This window comes from Cohnella cholangitidis (assembly GCF_014107495.1).
In the GTDB taxonomy this organism is placed as follows: domain Bacteria; phylum Bacillota; class Bacilli; order Paenibacillales; family Paenibacillaceae; genus Cohnella; species Cohnella cholangitidis.
Map to the genome: position 1 here is coordinate 492,939 of NZ_CP041969.1, position 16,627 is coordinate 509,565.

24 protein-coding genes are annotated in these 16,627 nt (G+C 52.3%); 2 read left to right on the forward strand and 22 right to left on the reverse strand.

The annotated features are described in order from the left end of the window. Positions 1 to 22 precede the first annotated feature (22 nt). Both FPL14_RS02445 and FPL14_RS02450 read left to right on the forward strand, forming a co-directional pair. A complete protein-coding gene (locus FPL14_RS02445; protein WP_182301544.1) occupies positions 23 to 391 on the forward strand; it encodes a hypothetical protein in 369 nt (122 codons plus the stop codon). A 35-nt stretch (positions 392 to 426) separates the two neighbouring features. Continuing rightward, positions 427 to 1,062, forward strand: coding sequence for a hypothetical protein (locus FPL14_RS02450; RefSeq protein WP_182301545.1), 636 nt, complete (start codon positions 427 to 429; stop codon positions 1,060 to 1,062). Here the strand turns inward: FPL14_RS02450 and FPL14_RS02455 are convergent. The 22 genes from FPL14_RS02455 to ftsY form a co-directional block, all read right to left on the reverse strand. Beyond that, a complete protein-coding gene (locus FPL14_RS02455; protein WP_182301546.1) occupies positions 1,059 to 1,751 on the reverse strand; it encodes a GTP pyrophosphokinase in 693 nt (230 codons plus the stop codon). The genes FPL14_RS02450 and FPL14_RS02455 overlap by 4 nt on opposite strands. 115 nt (positions 1,752 to 1,866) lie before the next feature. Beyond that, positions 1,867 to 2,175, reverse strand: coding sequence for an SPFH domain-containing protein (locus tag FPL14_RS29720; RefSeq protein WP_407644640.1), 309 nt, complete (start codon positions 2,173 to 2,175; stop codon positions 1,867 to 1,869). Continuing rightward, positions 2,172 to 2,732: an SPFH domain-containing protein gene (locus FPL14_RS29725; protein WP_229263750.1), complete on the reverse strand. Its 561-nt coding sequence runs from the start codon at positions 2,730 to 2,732 to the stop codon at positions 2,172 to 2,174. The genes FPL14_RS29720 and FPL14_RS29725 overlap by 4 nt, the downstream gene beginning before the upstream one ends. Beyond that, positions 2,729 to 3,754, reverse strand: a complete 1,026-nt coding sequence (gene hflK / locus FPL14_RS02465; RefSeq protein WP_182301547.1) for an FtsH protease activity modulator HflK — start codon at positions 3,752 to 3,754, stop codon at positions 2,729 to 2,731. Before hflK ends, FPL14_RS29725 begins: the two co-directional genes overlap by 4 nt. 157 nt (positions 3,755 to 3,911) lie before the next feature. Further along, positions 3,912 to 4,310 carry a YraN family protein gene (locus tag FPL14_RS02470; RefSeq protein WP_182301548.1) on the reverse strand — a complete coding sequence of 133 codons (399 nt, stop codon included), beginning with the start codon at positions 4,308 to 4,310 and terminating at the stop codon, positions 3,912 to 3,914. A 14-nt stretch (positions 4,311 to 4,324) separates the two neighbouring features. Further along, positions 4,325 to 4,651 (reverse strand): EscU/YscU/HrcU family type III secretion system export apparatus switch protein, encoded by a 327-nt coding sequence (locus FPL14_RS02475; RefSeq protein ID WP_182301549.1) that lies wholly within the window; start codon positions 4,649 to 4,651, stop codon positions 4,325 to 4,327. Then, the gene (locus tag FPL14_RS02480) at positions 4,648 to 5,199 is read right to left on the reverse strand and encodes a hypothetical protein (protein ID WP_182301550.1); all 552 of its coding nucleotides are present in this window, start codon (positions 5,197 to 5,199) and stop codon (positions 4,648 to 4,650) included. Before FPL14_RS02480 ends, FPL14_RS02475 begins: the two co-directional genes overlap by 4 nt. Then, positions 5,124 to 6,500, reverse strand: a complete 1,377-nt coding sequence (locus FPL14_RS02485) for a hypothetical protein (RefSeq protein ID WP_182301551.1) — start codon at positions 6,498 to 6,500, stop codon at positions 5,124 to 5,126. Before FPL14_RS02485 ends, FPL14_RS02480 begins: the two co-directional genes overlap by 76 nt. 123 nt (positions 6,501 to 6,623) lie before the next feature. Further along, complete coding sequence (locus tag FPL14_RS02490) at positions 6,624 to 7,250, reverse strand: ribonuclease HII (protein ID WP_182301552.1); 627 nt, start codon at positions 7,248 to 7,250, stop codon at positions 6,624 to 6,626. A 34-nt stretch (positions 7,251 to 7,284) separates the two neighbouring features. After that, a complete protein-coding gene (locus FPL14_RS02495; protein WP_182301553.1) occupies positions 7,285 to 7,710 on the reverse strand; it encodes a thiol-disulfide oxidoreductase DCC family protein in 426 nt (141 codons plus the stop codon). Between the two features lie 130 nt (positions 7,711 to 7,840). After that, the gene (ylqF, locus tag FPL14_RS02500) at positions 7,841 to 8,713 is read right to left on the reverse strand and encodes a ribosome biogenesis GTPase YlqF (protein ID WP_182303816.1); all 873 of its coding nucleotides are present in this window, start codon (positions 8,711 to 8,713) and stop codon (positions 7,841 to 7,843) included. Between the two features lie 54 nt (positions 8,714 to 8,767). Beyond that, positions 8,768 to 9,499 (reverse strand): signal peptidase I, encoded by a 732-nt coding sequence (lepB, locus tag FPL14_RS02505; protein WP_182301554.1) that lies wholly within the window; start codon positions 9,497 to 9,499, stop codon positions 8,768 to 8,770. Positions 9,500 to 9,576: 77 nt separating this feature from the next. Continuing rightward, on the reverse strand, positions 9,577 to 9,921 hold the full coding sequence (gene rplS / locus FPL14_RS02510) for a 50S ribosomal protein L19 (protein WP_182301555.1): 345 nt from the start codon (positions 9,919 to 9,921) through the stop codon (positions 9,577 to 9,579). A 195-nt stretch (positions 9,922 to 10,116) separates the two neighbouring features. Then, on the reverse strand, positions 10,117 to 10,881 hold the full coding sequence (gene trmD / locus FPL14_RS02515; protein WP_182301556.1) for a tRNA (guanosine(37)-N1)-methyltransferase TrmD: 765 nt from the start codon (positions 10,879 to 10,881) through the stop codon (positions 10,117 to 10,119). A gap of 2 nt (positions 10,882 to 10,883) precedes the next feature. Further along, positions 10,884 to 11,405, reverse strand: coding sequence for a ribosome maturation factor RimM (gene rimM / locus FPL14_RS02520; RefSeq protein ID WP_182301557.1), 522 nt, complete (start codon positions 11,403 to 11,405; stop codon positions 10,884 to 10,886). 175 nt (positions 11,406 to 11,580) lie between these two features. After that, the gene (locus tag FPL14_RS02525; protein WP_182301558.1) at positions 11,581 to 11,814 is read right to left on the reverse strand and encodes a KH domain-containing protein; all 234 of its coding nucleotides are present in this window, start codon (positions 11,812 to 11,814) and stop codon (positions 11,581 to 11,583) included. Positions 11,815 to 11,840: 26 nt separating this feature from the next. Continuing rightward, on the reverse strand, positions 11,841 to 12,113 hold the full coding sequence (rpsP, locus tag FPL14_RS02530; RefSeq protein WP_135152955.1) for a 30S ribosomal protein S16: 273 nt from the start codon (positions 12,111 to 12,113) through the stop codon (positions 11,841 to 11,843). Positions 12,114 to 12,155: 42 nt separating this feature from the next. After that, positions 12,156 to 13,532 carry a signal recognition particle protein gene (gene ffh / locus FPL14_RS02535; protein ID WP_182301559.1) on the reverse strand — a complete coding sequence of 459 codons (1,377 nt, stop codon included), beginning with the start codon at positions 13,530 to 13,532 and terminating at the stop codon, positions 12,156 to 12,158. Positions 13,533 to 13,598: 66 nt separating this feature from the next. Then, positions 13,599 to 13,949 (reverse strand): YlxM family DNA-binding protein, encoded by a 351-nt coding sequence (gene ylxM / locus FPL14_RS02540; RefSeq protein WP_182301560.1) that lies wholly within the window; start codon positions 13,947 to 13,949, stop codon positions 13,599 to 13,601. Between the two features lie 221 nt (positions 13,950 to 14,170). Then, positions 14,171 to 14,683: a 2-oxo-4-hydroxy-4-carboxy-5-ureidoimidazoline decarboxylase gene (gene uraD / locus FPL14_RS02545; protein ID WP_220471208.1), complete on the reverse strand. Its 513-nt coding sequence runs from the start codon at positions 14,681 to 14,683 to the stop codon at positions 14,171 to 14,173. Between the two features lie 128 nt (positions 14,684 to 14,811). Continuing rightward, positions 14,812 to 15,153 (reverse strand): hypothetical protein, encoded by a 342-nt coding sequence (locus FPL14_RS02555; RefSeq protein ID WP_182301561.1) that lies wholly within the window; start codon positions 15,151 to 15,153, stop codon positions 14,812 to 14,814. A 374-nt stretch (positions 15,154 to 15,527) separates the two neighbouring features. Further along, the gene (ftsY, locus tag FPL14_RS02560) at positions 15,528 to 16,532 is read right to left on the reverse strand and encodes a signal recognition particle-docking protein FtsY (RefSeq protein ID WP_182301562.1); all 1,005 of its coding nucleotides are present in this window, start codon (positions 16,530 to 16,532) and stop codon (positions 15,528 to 15,530) included. Between the last annotated feature and the right edge of the window lie 95 nt (positions 16,533 to 16,627).

The window sequence follows — 16,627 nt, forward strand, 5'->3', positions numbered from 1 at the left end:
GGGGGGAAATTATACGGACTCCATGATTTTGCCGGTGAGCCAGCCATTCATTACGTCTTGGTCTAATCATTCGCATATTCTGTCCGTAATCGCCGGGAATTCGAACAGCGCCGAGTGGATCTTCTCGAACTATATCCAGCTTGAGCTTATCAAGGAATTGAACGGGAACAAGCTGCTTCTGAACTATTCCTTCGAGACGGCTCCCGAGGATGCCTGCCCTTGGCTTAGCGTGTCCAGAGCGCCGAGAAGCATTGTCGATTCTTGCGGCGGGGTCGTTCCTTTCCTAAAGCAAAAAATAATAGAAGGGCAATATATTTACCTATTCCTCGATGCCTTTTATTTATCCGCTTATCCTTTTTATCTTACCGAAAGTTGCCCCATGACCCTTTAATCATCGGTTTTAATGACAGAGATCAAGTTTTTTACTTGGAAGATTTTCATATCGCGGCAGGCGGAATCAACAAATACGGCACGTTTGAAATCCCTTACGTCCAGCTGGAGCAATCGTTTTATCATCTGTTTCCCGAGCAGGACCACCTTCATGGCATCGAATTGTTCAGCTACCGCTCCGACGCTGATTATCGTTTGGATACGAACTTGATCCGGCTGTATTTGTCCGATTATTTGAACGCCGAGTTTACGCCGATCAAAGAGCGCAACTGGCTTACGACGACCGTCGAAGCCTACGGAATCGCGGTTTACGACTATATTCTGGCCGAGCTCGAACAAGTGAAAGAGGGCTCGAAAATACCGGATTTTCGCTTGATTCACGTATTCAACGACCATAAGACGCTCATGCATCATCGATTGCATTACCTGAAGGAAAAGGGATTCATACGCGACGAGTTGGCTCGCTCTTACGATCAAATCGTCAAAGACTCTTTCGCCTTAAGAAAGAAAGCGCTTAAATACGGTTTAACGGGAGCCCTGGATTTGATTGCCGAGTCTTCAAGCCTGGTCAAGCTTATCTTGAACAACGAGACGCGGATCCTTCATTCCGTCATAGCGGATCTTGATGGAACATCCTCTTCTCCGCAAACAAAAGAAAAGCAAGGAAACTAGTCGTTTCCTTGCCCGATATCGATCATTTCCATTAACGCGGCAGGAATTTGGTACTCCTGATCGTTGATGATAATCCGCTTCGCCTTGGCGCCAGCGCTATTCTCTTGATTTTCTTTGATTTCCGCTATCTCGTCGTGCAGCCTTTCCATTTGCTTATCCAATGCTGCCGCCGAGTCCGCCGCTTCCTTCAACTCTTGCAGAAGCCTTGGGGGAACGGCCTCCTTGTACTTGTAGAAAATCTTATGCTCCAGACTCGCCCAGAAGTCCATCGCGATCGTGCGAATCTGTACTTCTACGCATACTTTTTCCTGCCTATCCGACATATACACCGGCACTTCGACGATCAGATGCAGGCTCTGATAGCCGTTAGGCTTCGGAAACTGGATGTAATCCTTCGTCTCCACGATCGTAAGATCGCTTTGGTTCTGAAGCATCTCGCTTATCCGGTAAATATCGGTGACGAACGAACAAGTAATGCGCAGCCCGGCGATATCTTTAATCTTATCCCTAATGCTTGCGAAGGATAAGTCGCAGCGCTTCCGGTAGATTTTGTTCAAAATGCTCTCCGGCGATTTCAAGCGGGATTTCGTATGCTCGATCGGATTATAATCGTGCAGGAATTGAAACTCTTCCTTCAGAATTTCGATTTTCGTTTCCAGAGAATCCAACGCGAATTTGTACATCATCATGAACCGGGTGATTTCATCCTTGAATTTCTTGAACTGCTCTATTGGTACCGGTAAGTTAGTAGTCAGAATCGTTCACCCTTTTGCAATTAGTGAGAGGCCCATCCTCTCTGGCGTATTATTTTCCAAGTAAAATGCGAGCGTACGGCGAATCGATCGGCAGCATAATGACCGGCTCGTTCTCCAGCGTCTTGACATAGCTTTGCAGCGTTCGGTAGAAGTTGTAAAATTCCGGATCCTTGCCGTAAGCTTCATTGTAGATTTTCGCGGCTTCCTGTTCTCCTTGCGCCACGATTTTCTTGGCATCCGCTTCCGCCTGCGCGAGCAGCTCCGTGGCCGTACGGTCGGCTTTCGAAGTAATTTTCCGGGATTCCTCGTCTCCTTCGGACAAGTAGCGTGCGGCGATGGATTGGCGGTCCGAGATCATCCGGTTATAGACGCTTTGCTTGTTTCCTTCCGGCAAGTCGGTGCGTTTAATTCGAACGTCAATAATCTCGATTCCGTAATTATCCCGTAGAATCGCGTCCGCAACGTCTTTCGTGATATCGTCGTTAATGTTGCTCGCTCGGTGTTCTCACTGATTATATTATCATAATTAACTTCGGAAAGCTTGCGACGGACGGAGTTGTATACCGCTTCGTCGATCCGTTGGATTCCTCCGCCTACGGTTTGGACGGTTCTCAGGAAGCTTTGCGGGCTCTTGATCCTCCATACCGTATAGTTATCGACGATAATCGGCTTTTTATCTTTCGTCAGAATCGTAGTCGGATTGCTCTCGTAGGTCATCTGGTATTTCGGCAGCTTGGACACGCTCTCGATAAATGGAATTTTGAAATACAATCCCGGGCTTTCTTCGACCCGTACCGCTTCGCCGAACTTAAGCACGACTTTGTACTCGCCTTCCTTGACGATAAACAAAGATCCCGCGACGAGAATGATGGCGGCTATAATACCGACGATCCAAGCGATCAACTTTTTATTCATTTCGCCGTCCCTCCCTGTTGCGATCCCGCGGTACCTGTTGCGCCGCCGGCCGAGCTTGGGTTGCGAAGAAGCTCGTTAATCGGCAAATATTTGACGGTATCGCTATTGGAATCGGAGATGAAAATTTTCGCCTTCGGCAATATTTTTTCCAGCGTCTCCACGATCAAACGGCTTTCGGTCACGCCTTTGCTCTTCGCGTATTCCTCGTAAATAGCGTTAAATTGAGCGACATCCCCTTGCGCATTCAGGATGCGGGACTTCTTGACCGCTTCGGCGTTTTCTAGCTGAGCTTGGGCTTCGCCGCGCGCTTTCGGAATTTTGTCGTTCTCGTATTTGACCGCGTTGTTGATTTTCGTGTTTTTCTCCTCGCGCGCGTTAGTGACCTCGCGGAACGCTTCCTCCACTTGACCGCTCGGCGGTTCTATATCCTGGAACTTAATGTCGATGATCTGCATCCCGGTCTGGTACTTCCCTTGAAGCTCCAAAAGCTTTTCCCGAACCTTGTCTTGAATCTCCGTCTTTCCGTCCGTTATCGCGTAATCCAGCTTCTCGGATCCGATGACGGAACGAATGGACGAACTGGCGGCATTGCGCAAAAATTGCTCGGGATTATCGATGTTGTATAAGTATTGTTGAATATTGCTTATTTTCCACTGGACGACCGCGTCCGCGGATACGATATTCTCGTCGCCGGTAATCATCATCGCCTCTTCCTCCACGGGCGTGATTACGTCTCCGTCTTGGCGATATCCGATGTAAATACGCTGAGTAAGCTCCGCCGGCACGATGATAACCTGTTGAATCGGATAGGGCCATTTGAAATGGAGCCCTGCCGACGACTCCCCCGTGTATTTGCCGAACGTCAGAATCGCTGCCCTTTCCTGCTCCTGCACGGTGTAAAAGGAAGAATAGCCGATCAGAACGACGAATAGCGCCGCGATGCCGAAGCCGATTTTTTTGAGCAAGCCCGGCGGCAAATCTAGCGGATTTTTCGGTCTTTTCGGAATTTTTACGAGTTCCATTTCAATTTTTGCCTCCCTTGTTTTCATTCAAGCGTACATAATGGGTTACGTGGCGGACGCTCCCTGCGTTTCAACATTTACCCATTTTCCTCTTGCGACGATAAAAAAACCAAAAAAAGCCTCCTATAATAGGGGGCTTTAAATCGGAAACATTCGCTCAGAAGGCGCCTTGAAGATGCTTGACCTCCACTAGGCCCCCATCCTTGCCGAAGGTAACCGCTACGACGTCGAAACGAACAGACAGGATTGCATCGTCTTTACGTTGTTTTAAGTAAATCGTCGCTAGTTCGCGGACTTGCCTGCATTTGCGGGGCGTTACCGCCTCGACGGCCGTGCCGAACCGGCTCGGATTGGACCGCGACCTCACTTCCACGAACACCAGCGTCTCTCCGTCGCGCGCGATTAGATCAAGCTCGCCGGATCGACATCGCCAGTTACGCCCCTCCACGAGGTAGCCGGATTGCTGTAAGTGATGAGCTGCGGCGTCTTCTCCGGCTTTGCCGACCGCGACTCTCCGATCCTTGGCCGTAGATGAGGGTGATGGAGATTGTCCCATGGGCGTATGACTCCTTATGGCAAAATTGGCTTATTGCCTTTCCCCTTCGCATTCTGACCGGCACGGCGATCCGACCGATAGACGAAGCTGAGCACTTCCGCGACAAGCGTATAGAGCTCGGGAGGAATTTCTTGGTTCAGGTCCAGCTTGGACAGCACTTCCACGAGAGACGAATCTTCCTGCAACGGAACGCCGTTCTCCTGAGCCCGGCGCATGATTTCGTCCGCTATGACCCCTTGCCCTTTCGCAATGACGGTAGGGGCCGAACCCCGCTCAGGTTCGTACTTAAGCGCTACTGCTTTCTTAGGCACATGGCGTTTGTGGGAATCTTCTTGCTTCATGCTTTGTAGTCGACTCCCTTATACGGTTTAGCGGAATAGGCGCTTGCGATTGCGGTTTTGTCCGCGCCTGTCGTCGGAAGAGCCGAAGCTGCGGATCCGATCTTCCATGCCGGAAGTGGGGACGCAGACAACGAAAGCAGCTGGAAGCCCGCTTTCGACATGCCCGATGACAGCTCTTCGCGAGCTTGCTCTATCAAAGCCGTCATCCCCGGAAAATCGCTGAGCAGCTTCAACGAGACGATGCGGTCCACGACTTGGACGTCCACGATCGTGTCTCCGATGTTCCTCATTCGCAAATCGAACAGCAGATGGCAATTGTCGGTATCCCATTCGCCGCGACGGCTGCGTCTCGTCTGGACGTGGACGGTAGCCGTCGTGTCTCCGTCGGCGCTCTCATCGGCACGAACAGCGTCATATGGCTGAACGGGGCTGTTGCGCTCCGGTCCGGAGGTTAGCAACAGCTGCTGGCCGGTCACCTGGTTGGCCAGCGTCTGCGCCGCCTCCCGCAGCGCGGGAGGCACGTCATCGTGCGCCGCAAGGGCGAGCAACGCGCCCTTGAGCGTCTCCGTGGCGGGCCGCGCCTCTTGCCCCCGGAGGCGGAATCCGCCTCCCCGGGCACCAGCGCTGCGGCTGCGCCCGCAACCGGCCCGGCGTCCCCGCCGGGCAACCGCGGCTCGGCGGGGGCGTGCAGGAGCTGGCGCTCATGCCCGACGCCGAGCCATTGCAGGAAGCGGCCTATCCACGCCGCTTCCGGTTTCGGGGCTGACGGCTGCGCGCCGTCAGCCTGCCCCGAGGCGCGGCGGCCGTCAGCGGCCGAGCCTGCCGCCGCCGCATTGCCCTCGGCCGCCGGACGCGCAGGCTCCGGCGGCCAAGCTGCCGTGCGCGACGCTTCCGGCGGTACCGCTCTCGCTCCCGCCGTACCGGCTTGCGCCGCCTGTGCCTGAGCCGAAGCCGGTTGCGCAGGCGTCCCCGTCGGCTGCAAGTTACCTGCTCTCGCTACGTCTCCCCTTGCCGTCGCCGCATCCGAGACGGCTTTCCCCAGATCTCCCGCAAGCTTCGGCCCCGTCGCTTCCTTCGCTAGGTTGGCCGCTTGCGCGCTTCCCGTTTCCGCTCCCTTGGTGGCGCCGGCTTTGTTCAGCGCTTCCTCTCCCGCCAGTTGGGCCTCTCCTTCGGCGATTAGCGCCGCTCCTTGAGCGAGCAAGCTTTGCAACTTCTGTCCGAGTACCGCGGCATCGGCGGAGGGCGCCTTCGCGCCGCCCAACCAACTGTCTATGGCCGTCCGAAGATTCGCCAGTTCATCATGAATCGGTTGTCCGAACAGCGCTTGCCGCAAAGAGGACAACGTCGTCTCCGTCGGCGTTAAGCCACGTCGAAACGCGACGTCCGATGCGCTCGCCCAAGTAGACGCGTCAACGCCGGAAGGCTTCATTGCCGCGGCATTATGGAAGAACGCCGCCGTTTCCTTGCCGATCGGAAATCCGTCGCGTTTCAGCCCGCGAAGAAGCTCCATCGCCCATTTCTGCTCCGGCAGGCCGAAAGTCTTTAAGACATCCTTCAACCCTTCTTCGGGCATCGCTTCGGTCATGTCCGTCAAAGGCTTAAGCGTCACTAATCCTCCGGCCCCGCCCGGCTGAACTTGCAACAGCGTGTTTTTTCCCGCGGCCATTTCCGCGTCGAGCTTGGCTCTTACTTGAACGCCGTTAATATTAACCATCGCTTCTTGGTTTTCCAACATCTCTATGAGCACGCCTCTTACGATCTGGCCGATCCTTAGCTCCAACGCGCGGCTATCCGTCGGCTGCGCTTCTCCCATTAACGCCCGAAGCATCGGGCCGATGTTCATGCTCATGCCGCATCTTCCTTTCAACCTGTTCGCTTGGCGCAGATACCTGCATTTCCGTGAACTTTTCCTCTACCTTATGTATCGGTTTTTATCTCGCTCTCGTTGAATCGTTAGTTGAACCCAGTAGAATCAGAACAATTCCTGCTGCTCTACGAACATGTTTTTAAGGAAGCTTCTCCGATGCATAGGCGTCGGACCCAGTTCAAGCAACGCTTCCCGATGAACCTTCGTCCCGTAGCCTTTGTGTACGGCAATGCCGTATCCGGGATACAAGGAATCCCATACCTCCGTGCATAGGCGATCTCGGGTCACCTTGGCGACGATCGATGCGGCGGCTATCGATTGGCTTAGACTATCGCCTTTAATGATTGCCGTCTGCGCCATCTTCAAATCCACGGATTCCGCATCGACTAACAAATATTGTGCCGGGACGCCAAGCCCTTGCACCGCTTGCTTCATCGCCAGCCTCGACGCTTGCCGGATGTTGATGGAATCGATAACGGAAGCTTCGACCCTCGATACCGACCATGCGATCGCCTCCTCGGTAATTTGCTCGTATAGCCTGTCCCGCTTCTTCTCGCTGATCTGCTTCGAGTCGTTCACTTCCTCGAGCACTAGTCCGACCGGCAAGATTACCGCTGCCGCCACGACATCCCCGAACAGGCATCCGCGCCCTACCTCGTCGACGCCGGCGATCATAGTTACCCCTTGCGACCATAACTCGCTTTCGTAAGCCAAACGATTGATTTCGCTCATCTTGCTTAATGCCTCCCGAATCCCATTCATTCCGCTAGTCTTCTATAAACCGTTTCCGAACGTCAGCCGTTGGAATCAAGCAGCTTTCGTTACGGCCGAACCAACGATACCGCCGTCTCGCGATCATATCGTATACCCGGTCGCGAATAGCTTTCGGAACGATTATCCCTATGTATAATAACGCCCATGCTCCGCCCAGCTTCCGGAATAAACGCAGGGCCGCAGTCGATTTCGTGTCGTATCGGCCGTTATCGACCATGACGACCGTATCCAAATCGGAAGCGGACAAGCCTCCCTCTTGCAGCATGCGTTGTCCCGTATTCGATTGGAGCGACGCAAATCGAAACTTGGCCTTCGGATCCCTACGGATGACAAACCGGGAAATTCCATGGCACATATTGCATTCCCCGTCGATCAGAAGAATAACAGGAGCTTTCGAATCGTTCGCCGTTCCGTTCATCTCCTCGCCTCCTCCGCCCTTTAAGGATTTATACGTAATTTATCATATTTAAGCGGATCGCAAAACAAAAAGCTGCCCCGCGGCGATAGGAATCGCCTGGGAGCAGCCATAAAAAACTCAACGATCCGGTTCAGTCCGTGAATTCGGGACTTTCCAAAGTCATACGGCCTAGCTTGCCGGACCGAAGATCCCTTAGCAGCAAAGTGGCCGTCTTCTCGTAATCGACATGTCCGCCGCTTACGATGCAGCCCCGACGTTTGCCGATGCTCTCCAATACGTCGATCGCCGCCTGCATGTCGGGCAATTCGGAAGGAAGCCCCTCTAGCCCGTATCGATCTTTCAACGCCGACCCGTAGCTTTCGACGAGCACCTTCAGAACGAAGCAAGCGACTTCGTCGAGATGAAGCACGTCTTCCTTGATCGCTCCTGTCGCCGCCAAGCGGAACCCCGCGACGGGATCGTCGAATTTCGGCCACAGAATGCCCGGCGTATCGAGCAACTCCAGTTCTCCTCCGAACCGAATCCACTGTTGACCCTTCGTCACGCCCGGACGGTCGCCCGTAACGGCGATGTTCCGGCCGGCTAACCGATTGATCAACGTCGATTTGCCGACGTTCGGAATTCCGATAATAAGCGCGCGGATCGGACGAGGCTTCATGCCTTTGTTGATTTGCCGCTGAATTTTTTCCTGAAGCAACTCCTTGGCTTTGTTTGCCAGATCTTTTACTCCCGCGCCTGCGTTGGCGTCGATCGCATGAGTCGCTAGCCCCTTGGAACGGAAATAGCGGCTCCACTCGGCCGTCTGTTCGGCGTCTGCCAAATCCGCTTTATTGAGCAGCACGAGGCGGGGTTTCGTTCCGGTTATTTCATCCACCATCGGATTTCGGCTCGACTGCGGAATTCTGGCGTCGAGCAGTTCGAAGACGACGTCGATTAACTTAAGCTTTTCCTCGATTTGCCGCTTAGCCCGGGTCATATGGCCCGGAAACCATTGTATCGTCAATTGCTTCACCTCTCTTACAGACAACAACGCGAGGGGAAGCTCCCCTCGCTATTGTTAATGCTTAACTAAGCTGAAATCCTTGAGCGGCCAGAAAACCAAATCGGCACGGCCCACGATCTCTTTCATCGATACGTAGCCGATCATCCGGCTGTCCTCGCTGTTAGAGCGATTGTCGCCCATTACGAATACGGAACCTTCAGGCACTACGTCGTCCGGAAACTCGTTGTTCGGGAAGTTGGCGCGCTCGTCGTCCTGCTTGTTATATAATACGCCTTGCGCATGAGCTTTGTCGTAAGCTCCCTTCAAATAAGTCTCGTCCACCTGTTGCCCGTTTATGTATACTTGATCGCCTTCGACTTTGACCTTATCTCCCGGAACTCCGATCACCCGTTTGATGAAATCTCTTCCTTCACTCGGAACGTGGAATACGATGACTTCTCCGTGCTTCGGTTCGCGTATATCGTATATGATTTTGTTTACGATAATCCGCTCGCGATCCCAGAAGTTCGGTTCCATTGATTGGCCGTCGACGATGAATGGGCTGACAAGAAACCACCGAATAACGAAAACGAGAATACCCGCGATAGCAAGCGCCTTAATCCATTCCGTCAATTCGTTCCCCGCGCGCGATTTTCTGGACTTGTCCGATCGTCTAGTACCTGGAGCACCGTTCTCCGAGCCTTGGGTCAGCTCTTGCCGTTCATCGCGAACGTCCTGTTCACCGGAGGCAGAGGTTGCTTCTCGCTCGGCTGATTCGTTTGGTTTAGGGTTTTGATGATTTTCCATTCGCAATCGCCTCTGCTTTCTTATAGAAAATGCAAAAAGGAGAGCTTGAACTTTGCCAAGCCCTCCTCTGACGCTCATTATCGAATTTCTTTGATCCGTGCTGCTTTACCGCGCAGGTTGCGCAGGTAATACAGTTTCGCGCGGCGAACTTTACCGCGGCGAGCCACTTCGATTTTCTCGATGCGCGGGGAATGTACCGGAAAAGCACGTTCTACGCCAACGCCGTAAGAAATTTTACGAACCGTGAATGTTTCGCTGATTCCGCCGCCGCGACGTTTAATAACAACGCCTTCGAACAGCTGTACGCGCTCACGGGAACCCTCGACGACTTTCACGTGTACTTTAAGCGTATCGCCTGGACGGAAGCTTGGTACGTCCTTGCGCAATTGCTCTTGCGTGATCGCTTGAATAAGGTTGCTCATTGAGTGTTCACTCCTTCCATAACAGACGTTCGTACCCCGCTCCCCGGATGTTCTCATTCGGATCATGGCGTGCAGAGGACCGTCCTACTCGTACGATTCGTTTGTCCCGTCCCATTGAAAGAACAAAGACAAAACAACATTTGAAATTCTATCATATCCGCGATGATATTACAACTATTTCTTCGCGACTTTTGTCTATTGTTCCCGCTCGGATGCTAAGGACGCCAGCCATTTGCGCTCTTCCGCAGTCAGCTCGGCCTGCTCGAGCAGCTCCGGTCTCCTTACGAGCGTACGTTCCAAAGATTGTTTGCGCCGCCATTTCACGATTTCCGCGTGATGGCCGGACAACAACGTATCGGGTACTTTCCAGCCACGAAACTCGGCGGGTCTTGTGTAATGCGGATATTCCAGCAAACCGTCGCTGAAGGAATCGGTTACGGCCGACTGTTCGTTCCCGAGAACGCCGGGCAGCAGCCGAACGACCGCATCGACGACGACCATTGCGGGAAGTTCCCCTCCCGTAAGCACGTAGTCCCCGACGGACAGCTCGTCCGTCACCAAGTATTCCCTTATTCGCTCGTCATAGCCTTCGTAGTGGCCGCAAATAAATATCAAATGCGATTCATCGGAAAGATGCTGCGCGATTTCCTGGGTGAACGGCTTCCCTTGAGGACACATGAGAATGATCCGAGGCTTGCGGGACGGAAATGGCGCATTAGCTTCCTCCTGCCGGCCGAGCAGATGCTCGACCGCGCCGAAGATCGGCTCCGCCTTCAGCACCATTCCTCCTCCGCCGCCGTAAGGGGTATCGTCGACAGTATTATGTTTATTGTTAGCAAAGTCGCGAAAATTAACCGTATTTAACGAGACGATCCCTTTATCCTGGGCTTTGCCCAATATGCTCGACCCGAACACGCCCGTGAACATTTCCGGAAATAACGTTAATACATCGATACGCATCTTTAGAGCAGCCCTTCCATGAGATGCACTTTAATCTTGCGACCGGCTACGTCCACATCCAATACGACGTCGTCAATGACCGGAAGCAACAGTTCTTTGCCCTTGGCCATCTTGACGACCCATACGTCGTTCGCGCCCGGCGATAAAATATCCTTAACCGTGCCTAGCGTCTCGCCTTCCTCGGTAATGACCTCGCAGCCGATGATGTCCCGGAAGTAATACTCGCCTTCGGATAGCGGCACTCGTTCGCTTTCGGTTACTTTAAGCTCCCAGCCCTTATATTTCTCAACTTGATTGATGTTGTCGAAACCTTTGATCTTAACGACATACATCGTCTTTTGTTCCCGCGCGGCCGCAATTTCAATGGCAATCGGCTCGCCGGACTCGGGAGGCACCATCAACAGCTTGCTTCCGGGCTGAAATCTGACTTCAGGGAAGTCCGTTTGCGGGTATATTTTCAGTTCTCCCTTAATGCCGTGCGTATTCACGATTTTGCCTATATTGAGCAAACGCTCATCGGACATGGAATAAACTCCCTTCGAATCTGCAGAAGTTGTTCGTAAACCCATCAAAAAAACTTCAGTACCTATCATATAGCACCGAAGCCGATATTCGCAAACGCTAGATGAATGATTTACCATTGCCTATGTTATACAAAAGGCCGCACCATGCTCTCGCACGGTACGGCCCTTCTGCCAATTATTCCGAGATAATGTCCACGATGACGCGCTTCCGCTCCTTAACCGCAGCGGAAGAGACTACTGTACGCAACGCCTTAGCGATACGTCCCTGCTTGCCGATTACTTTGCCGACATCGTCGGGATGAACGGAAAGCTCGTACACCAGGCCTCTCGCGTCTTCCTTGACCTGAATTTGCACGTCTTCCGGATGATCCACCAACGCTCGGGCAATAACCCGAATCAATTGTTCCATGGCTCAGCCCTCCGGTATTTAGACGATTACTTCTGGAGCTTGGATTCGTGGAATTTCTTCAAGACACCGGCTTTGCTCAGAAGGTTGCGAACGGTATCGGACGCTTGCGCGCCGTTTTGCAGCCATTTCAAAGCTTTTTCCTCATCGATTTGTACTTGGGCTGGTTGAGCAACCGGATTGTACACGCCGATTTCTTCAATAAAACGTCCATCGCGCGGGGAACGGGAATCCGAAACCACTACGCGATAGAACGGAGCTTTATGAGCACCGATCCGTTTCAAACGAATGCGAACTGACATTGACTTTCACCTCCTTGACAAAAATTCGGACTAACGGAATCGTTAGAAAGGAAACTTCATATTTTTTCCCCCGAACATGTTTTTCAGGCCTTTGAGACCGCCCTTCGGACCTTTGGGGCCCATCATGCCGGAGAATTGCTTCATCATTTTTTTCATATCTTCGAATTGCTTCAGCAAACGATTGACGTCGGCGATCGTCGTGCCGCTTCCCGCGGCGATTCTCTTCCGGCGGCTGTAGTTGATGATATCCGGTTTTTTCTTCTCCGCCTTCGTCATCGACTTGGCGATCGCTTCGGTGCGGGCGATTTGCTTCTCGTCGATTTTGAAATTCGGATTGCCTTTCAGCTTGTTCATGCCGGGCATCATATCCAGCAACTGATCGAGCGGCCCCATCTTGCGAACCTGCTCCATCTGCTCAAGAAAGTCGTCGAAAGTAAAATCGGCGGTGCGCATCTTGCGCTCCATTTCCTTTGCCTTCTCCGCATCCATGTTCGTCTGCGCTTTCTCGATCAGCGACAGCATGTCGCCCATGCCGAGGATCCGCGAAGCCATGCGGTCCGGATGGAAAGCTTCCAGCTGATCGATTTTCTCGCCGGTAGAGGCGAATTTAATCGGGCAACCGGTTACGGCTTTAACCGATAACGCCGCCCCGCCCCGGGTATCGCCGTCCAGCTTCGTCAGCACGACTCCCGTAAGCGCCAATTGCTCGTGGAAGCTTTGAGCCACGTTAACCGCTTCTTGACCGGTCATCGCGTCGACGACGAGCAACACCTCGTCGGGATTAACTGCGGAATGAATGTCTTTGATCTCTTGCATAAGCTCGGCGTCGATCTGGAGACGGCCGGCCGTATCGATCAGGACGTAATCGTTTCCTTGGTCTTTGGCCAATTGGACGCCTTGCTTGGCGATTTCGACCGGGCTGACTTTATCCCCGAGCGTAAATACCGGCACTCCGATCTGGCCTCCGAGCACCTCTAGCTGCTTAATCGCGGCAGGACGATAAATATCGCCCGCGATTAATAGCGGCTTATGGTTCTGGGATTGCAGCAGCTTCGCAAGCTTGCCCGTCAGCGTCGTTTTACCCGCCCCTTGCAAACCGGCCATTAGAATAACCGTAGGAGGTTTGTTCGCTTTTGCAAGCTTCTCCTGCGTGCCGCCCATCAACTCGGTTAATTCTTTGTTTACGATGTCGATGATGACCATCGCGGGAGTAAAGCTCTTCACCACTTCTTGTCCCGTGGCGCGTTCCTTCACCTTGGCGATGAAATCTTTGACGACCTTGAAGTTAACGTCCGCCTCCAGCAAGGCCAAGCGCACCTCGCGCATCGCTTCGTTAACGTCGTCCTCCGATACTTTGCCTCTGCCCTTCAGCTTGCCGAACACGTTCTGCAGCCGGGTTGATAATCCTTCGAATGCCATATTCCCATCCCTCCTTCGGAACGGTTTTTTACTTCATCTATTCCTGTTGTTGGGTCGTTTCAAACCTCATTCCGCGCTTCGCAGCCTAGCGGCGATCTCCGAGAGCGATTGACGCCACTCTTGGGGCAATCCGGCGATCCGCGACTCCAGCAGATCGATGCCCGCGTGCAGCTTGCCGTGGCGCTCGACGAGCCTCAGCTTGGATTCGTATTCCTCCAACACTTGCTCGGCCCGTTTGATATGCTCGTAAACCGCCTGCCTGCTAATCTGAAAATCCGCGGCGATTTCACCCAACGTATAATCATCGTGAAAATAACATTTCAAGAACGTCTGTTGCTTATCGGTTAACAAAGGTCCGTAGAAATCGTACAACTCATTGATTCGGTTCGTCTTTTCTAACGCATTCTCCCCGCTCACAATGGCTGCTCCCTTCATTCCCCCGCGGAATAGCACGTATTGATCCTTCAAACTAACGATACGATATCCGCCAATTCAATGTCAAGGAAAAACCCTTTACATCATCTTGCTTCCACTATGTTAACCAATCGCAAAAGAGATGTCAAGGGAAATCCCTTAACATCTCTCGTTTCGGTCGCAAAGAGTCGTATTCCGCATGAATCCCTCTCCCCGCAGTCCGATTAAGCCTCCAACAAATCTTTCAGACGAAAACCGGTGATTTTGCCTATTTCCTCTAGCGCCGTTTCCCTTTCCTCCGCTTCCGAATGGTGGATCCGTATTTTCATCGCCAATAAAACCTCATTCTTGTTCTTTCCTTTGACTGCCATAATAAATGGAAACCCGAACTTTTCCGCGTATTCGCGATTGTTAGCGGCGAATGTTTCAACCTCCTCCGCCGACAACAGGCTAAGTCCCGCTCCCTGCTGCTCGGCGGCGGAGTACTCCGTCACTTCGAGTCTGGTCGCCAGATCGGGATGACCGCGGAAAAACGCCGTTACCGTCTCGTCGGAAGCTTGCCTGACGACTTCCATCATTTTGTCGTGAAGCTGCTTGCGAGTCTTGAACGGACGATGTTCCCAAGCTCCTTCCGCCACCCATGGCGCGTTCTCGAATATTCCTCCCAACGTCTCGACGAATTGTTCTTTGCTCATTTTCCCGATGACCGGCATCGGAATGCCCGTCTCTGTTCTCATGAAGCGTTCCTCCCTAATGCTGTAGCTTTACGTACGGAGCGAAGAATGCCGCCGTAGCCGGTACACCTACATAGATTGCCCGAAAGCGCCTTTGCCATCTTTATACCATAATTAACTATTCATTCTTTTCAAATCGCTTCTCTACCGTATTTGTTTACGCGCTCGACATCCTTCATAACTACCTCTAGATCTTCTCCCGTTATTCGACCTTCTAATTTACCAAGAACGCCGTTTGTCAGCATAGTAACTATTTCGGATACGACATCGGCTCTAACCTGGTTCTGTTCAATCCCGGCTTTCGCCAACGTTAGGTAAACAAAGAATCTGTCGATCTCACTTTCGTTAATAACCGTATCAAACTCATAAAGAGCTCTTTCAGTCGCTTCGATTACATTAAGTCCTAGCGCTAAAGATTGAGTAAAGTTTTCGCTTACGTATTCATTCGTTTCCGAGTAACTCCATATCTCCATCTCAAACCCTGCTTTACAAGATTATTCCGACCTGCTCGCAACCATCTATCGTTTGTTTTTTCAAAGGCTTCCACATATTCTATCGAAATAAAATTTAGATTCATTGTTGGCATTCAACACCGAATAGTAACACAAAAGAAGCCATTGAAGTCCCTCCTACGGTCTCCAAACCCTACCGGATTTTTCAGAAGCAGAATGCGCAGTTTCATAATCCGTTTTGAAAATACCCTCAAATTTGGAATAATCAATAAAAATTGATTTCATTGAATAACGCATAATCACCTGGATATTACCATTTTATCGAATAAGTCGTGGACGAAAAAAACACCCCGTAGGCATTAAGCCAAACGAGGTGATCGTATTTAGACATTCTTTTAGTTGGATTGTTCCTCTTCCGCGTCTTCGTTGCCCGCCAGATCGGCGAATAAGGCGTGGACGAATTGGTCTGCGTCGAATTGTTGCAGATCGTCCATCTTCTCGCCGAGACCGACAAATTTGACCGGCAGAGACAGCTCATTACGGATCGCGATGACAATTCCGCCCTTAGCGGTGCCGTCGAGCTTAGTCAATACCAATCCGGTTACGCCGCTTTTCTCGCCGAACAGCTTTGCTTGTTGAAGCGCGTTCTGGCCGGTCGTAGCGTCGAGCACGAGCAGCGTCTCGTGCGGAGCTCCGGGGATCTCGCGTTGGATGACACGATGGATTTTTGCAAGCTCTTCCATCAAGTTGGATTTATTCTGGAGGCGTCCCGCCGTATCGCAAATAAGAACGTCGACTTTCTGCTGTTTCGCCGCCTGCACCGCGTCGAACATAACCGCAGCCGGGTCGGAACCTGACTCTTGTTTGATAACGTCCACGCCTACGCGTCCGCCCCAGACTTCCAATTGCTCGATCGCGCCCGCTCGGAAAGTATCTCCTGCAGCTAACAGAACCTTTTTGCCTTGCTGCTTATAACGCCAAGCAAGCTTTCCGATCGTCGTCGTTTTGCCGACCCCGTTCACGCCCACAAATAGGATAACCGTAATTCCGTTCGGGTTTTCCTTGATTCCGATTTCTTCGCCGGAGCCTTGGAGCATAGCCACGAGCTTCTCGGACATAATCGGCTGCAGCTCGGAAGGCTGTTCGATTTTGCGTTTTTTCACTTCCGCGCGAAGATCGTCGATCAATCCCATAACCGTATTAACGCCGACGTCGGCCCCGATCAGGATTTCTTCCAGCTCTTCGAAAAACTCTTCGTCTATCTTCTTGCGGCGAGTGAACAGTTCTGCCACTTTCCCGACGAAAGCGTCGCGAGTTTTCGCCAATCCATCGCGGAATTTGCTCGTGACCGCTTCCGTTTTGGATGCGATGCTTTCCTTAAGCCTCTTGAAAAAGCTCATTTTCGTTTCCTCCAACCTATTGCTAATACAACTTGTACTGCCTCTCGGTTACTACTTAGGTCTCTAAAACTCGTCTTGGGACGAGTTAGTCGATT

Bases quoted from the DNA above. Each gene is read 5' to 3' on its own strand.
- rpsP (WP_135152955.1), bottom strand. From the start codon at position 12,113: ATGTCAGTTCGCATTCGTTTGAAACGGATCGGTGCTCATAAAGCTCCG.
- rplS (WP_182301555.1), bottom strand. From the start codon at position 9,921: ATGAGCAACCTTATTCAAGCGATCACGCAAGAGCAATTGCGCAAGGAC.
- hflK (WP_182301547.1), bottom strand. From the start codon at position 3,754: ATGGAACTCGTAAAAATTCCGAAAAGACCGAAAAATCCGCTAGATTTG.
- lepB (WP_182301554.1), bottom strand. From the start codon at position 9,499: ATGGAAAATCATCAAAACCCTAAACCAAACGAATCAGCCGAGCGAGAA.
- FPL14_RS02490 (WP_182301552.1), bottom strand. From the start codon at position 7,250: ATGAGCGAAATCAATCGTTTGGCTTACGAAAGCGAGTTATGGTCGCAA.
- FPL14_RS02470 (WP_182301548.1), bottom strand. From the start codon at position 4,310: ATGGGACAATCTCCATCACCCTCATCTACGGCCAAGGATCGGAGAGTC.
- uraD (WP_220471208.1), bottom strand. From the start codon at position 14,683: ATGAGAACAGAGACGGGCATTCCGATGCCGGTCATCGGGAAAATGAGC.
- FPL14_RS29725 (WP_229263750.1), bottom strand. From the start codon at position 2,732: ATGAATAAAAAGTTGATCGCTTGGATCGTCGGTATTATAGCCGCCATC.
- FPL14_RS02475 (WP_182301549.1), bottom strand. From the start codon at position 4,651: ATGAAGCAAGAAGATTCCCACAAACGCCATGTGCCTAAGAAAGCAGTA.
- trmD (WP_182301556.1), bottom strand. From the start codon at position 10,881: ATGCGTATCGATGTATTAACGTTATTTCCGGAAATGTTCACGGGCGTG.
- FPL14_RS02525 (WP_182301558.1), bottom strand. From the start codon at position 11,814: ATGGAACAATTGATTCGGGTTATTGCCCGAGCGTTGGTGGATCATCCG.
- FPL14_RS02445 (WP_182301544.1), top strand. From the start codon at position 23: ATGATTTTGCCGGTGAGCCAGCCATTCATTACGTCTTGGTCTAATCAT.
- FPL14_RS29720 (WP_407644640.1), bottom strand. From the start codon at position 2,175: ATGATCTCGGACCGCCAATCCATCGCCGCACGCTACTTGTCCGAAGGA.
- ffh (WP_182301559.1), bottom strand. From the start codon at position 13,532: ATGGCATTCGAAGGATTATCAACCCGGCTGCAGAACGTGTTCGGCAAG.
- FPL14_RS02495 (WP_182301553.1), bottom strand. From the start codon at position 7,710: ATGAACGGAACGGCGAACGATTCGAAAGCTCCTGTTATTCTTCTGATC.
- FPL14_RS02555 (WP_182301561.1), bottom strand. From the start codon at position 15,153: ATGGAGATATGGAGTTACTCGGAAACGAATGAATACGTAAGCGAAAAC.
- FPL14_RS02485 (WP_182301551.1), bottom strand. From the start codon at position 6,500: ATGAGCATGAACATCGGCCCGATGCTTCGGGCGTTAATGGGAGAAGCG.
- rimM (WP_182301557.1), bottom strand. From the start codon at position 11,405: ATGTCCGATGAGCGTTTGCTCAATATAGGCAAAATCGTGAATACGCAC.
- FPL14_RS02455 (WP_182301546.1), bottom strand. From the start codon at position 1,751: ATGATGATGTACAAATTCGCGTTGGATTCTCTGGAAACGAAAATCGAA.
- ftsY (WP_182301562.1), bottom strand. From the start codon at position 16,532: ATGAGCTTTTTCAAGAGGCTTAAGGAAAGCATCGCATCCAAAACGGAA.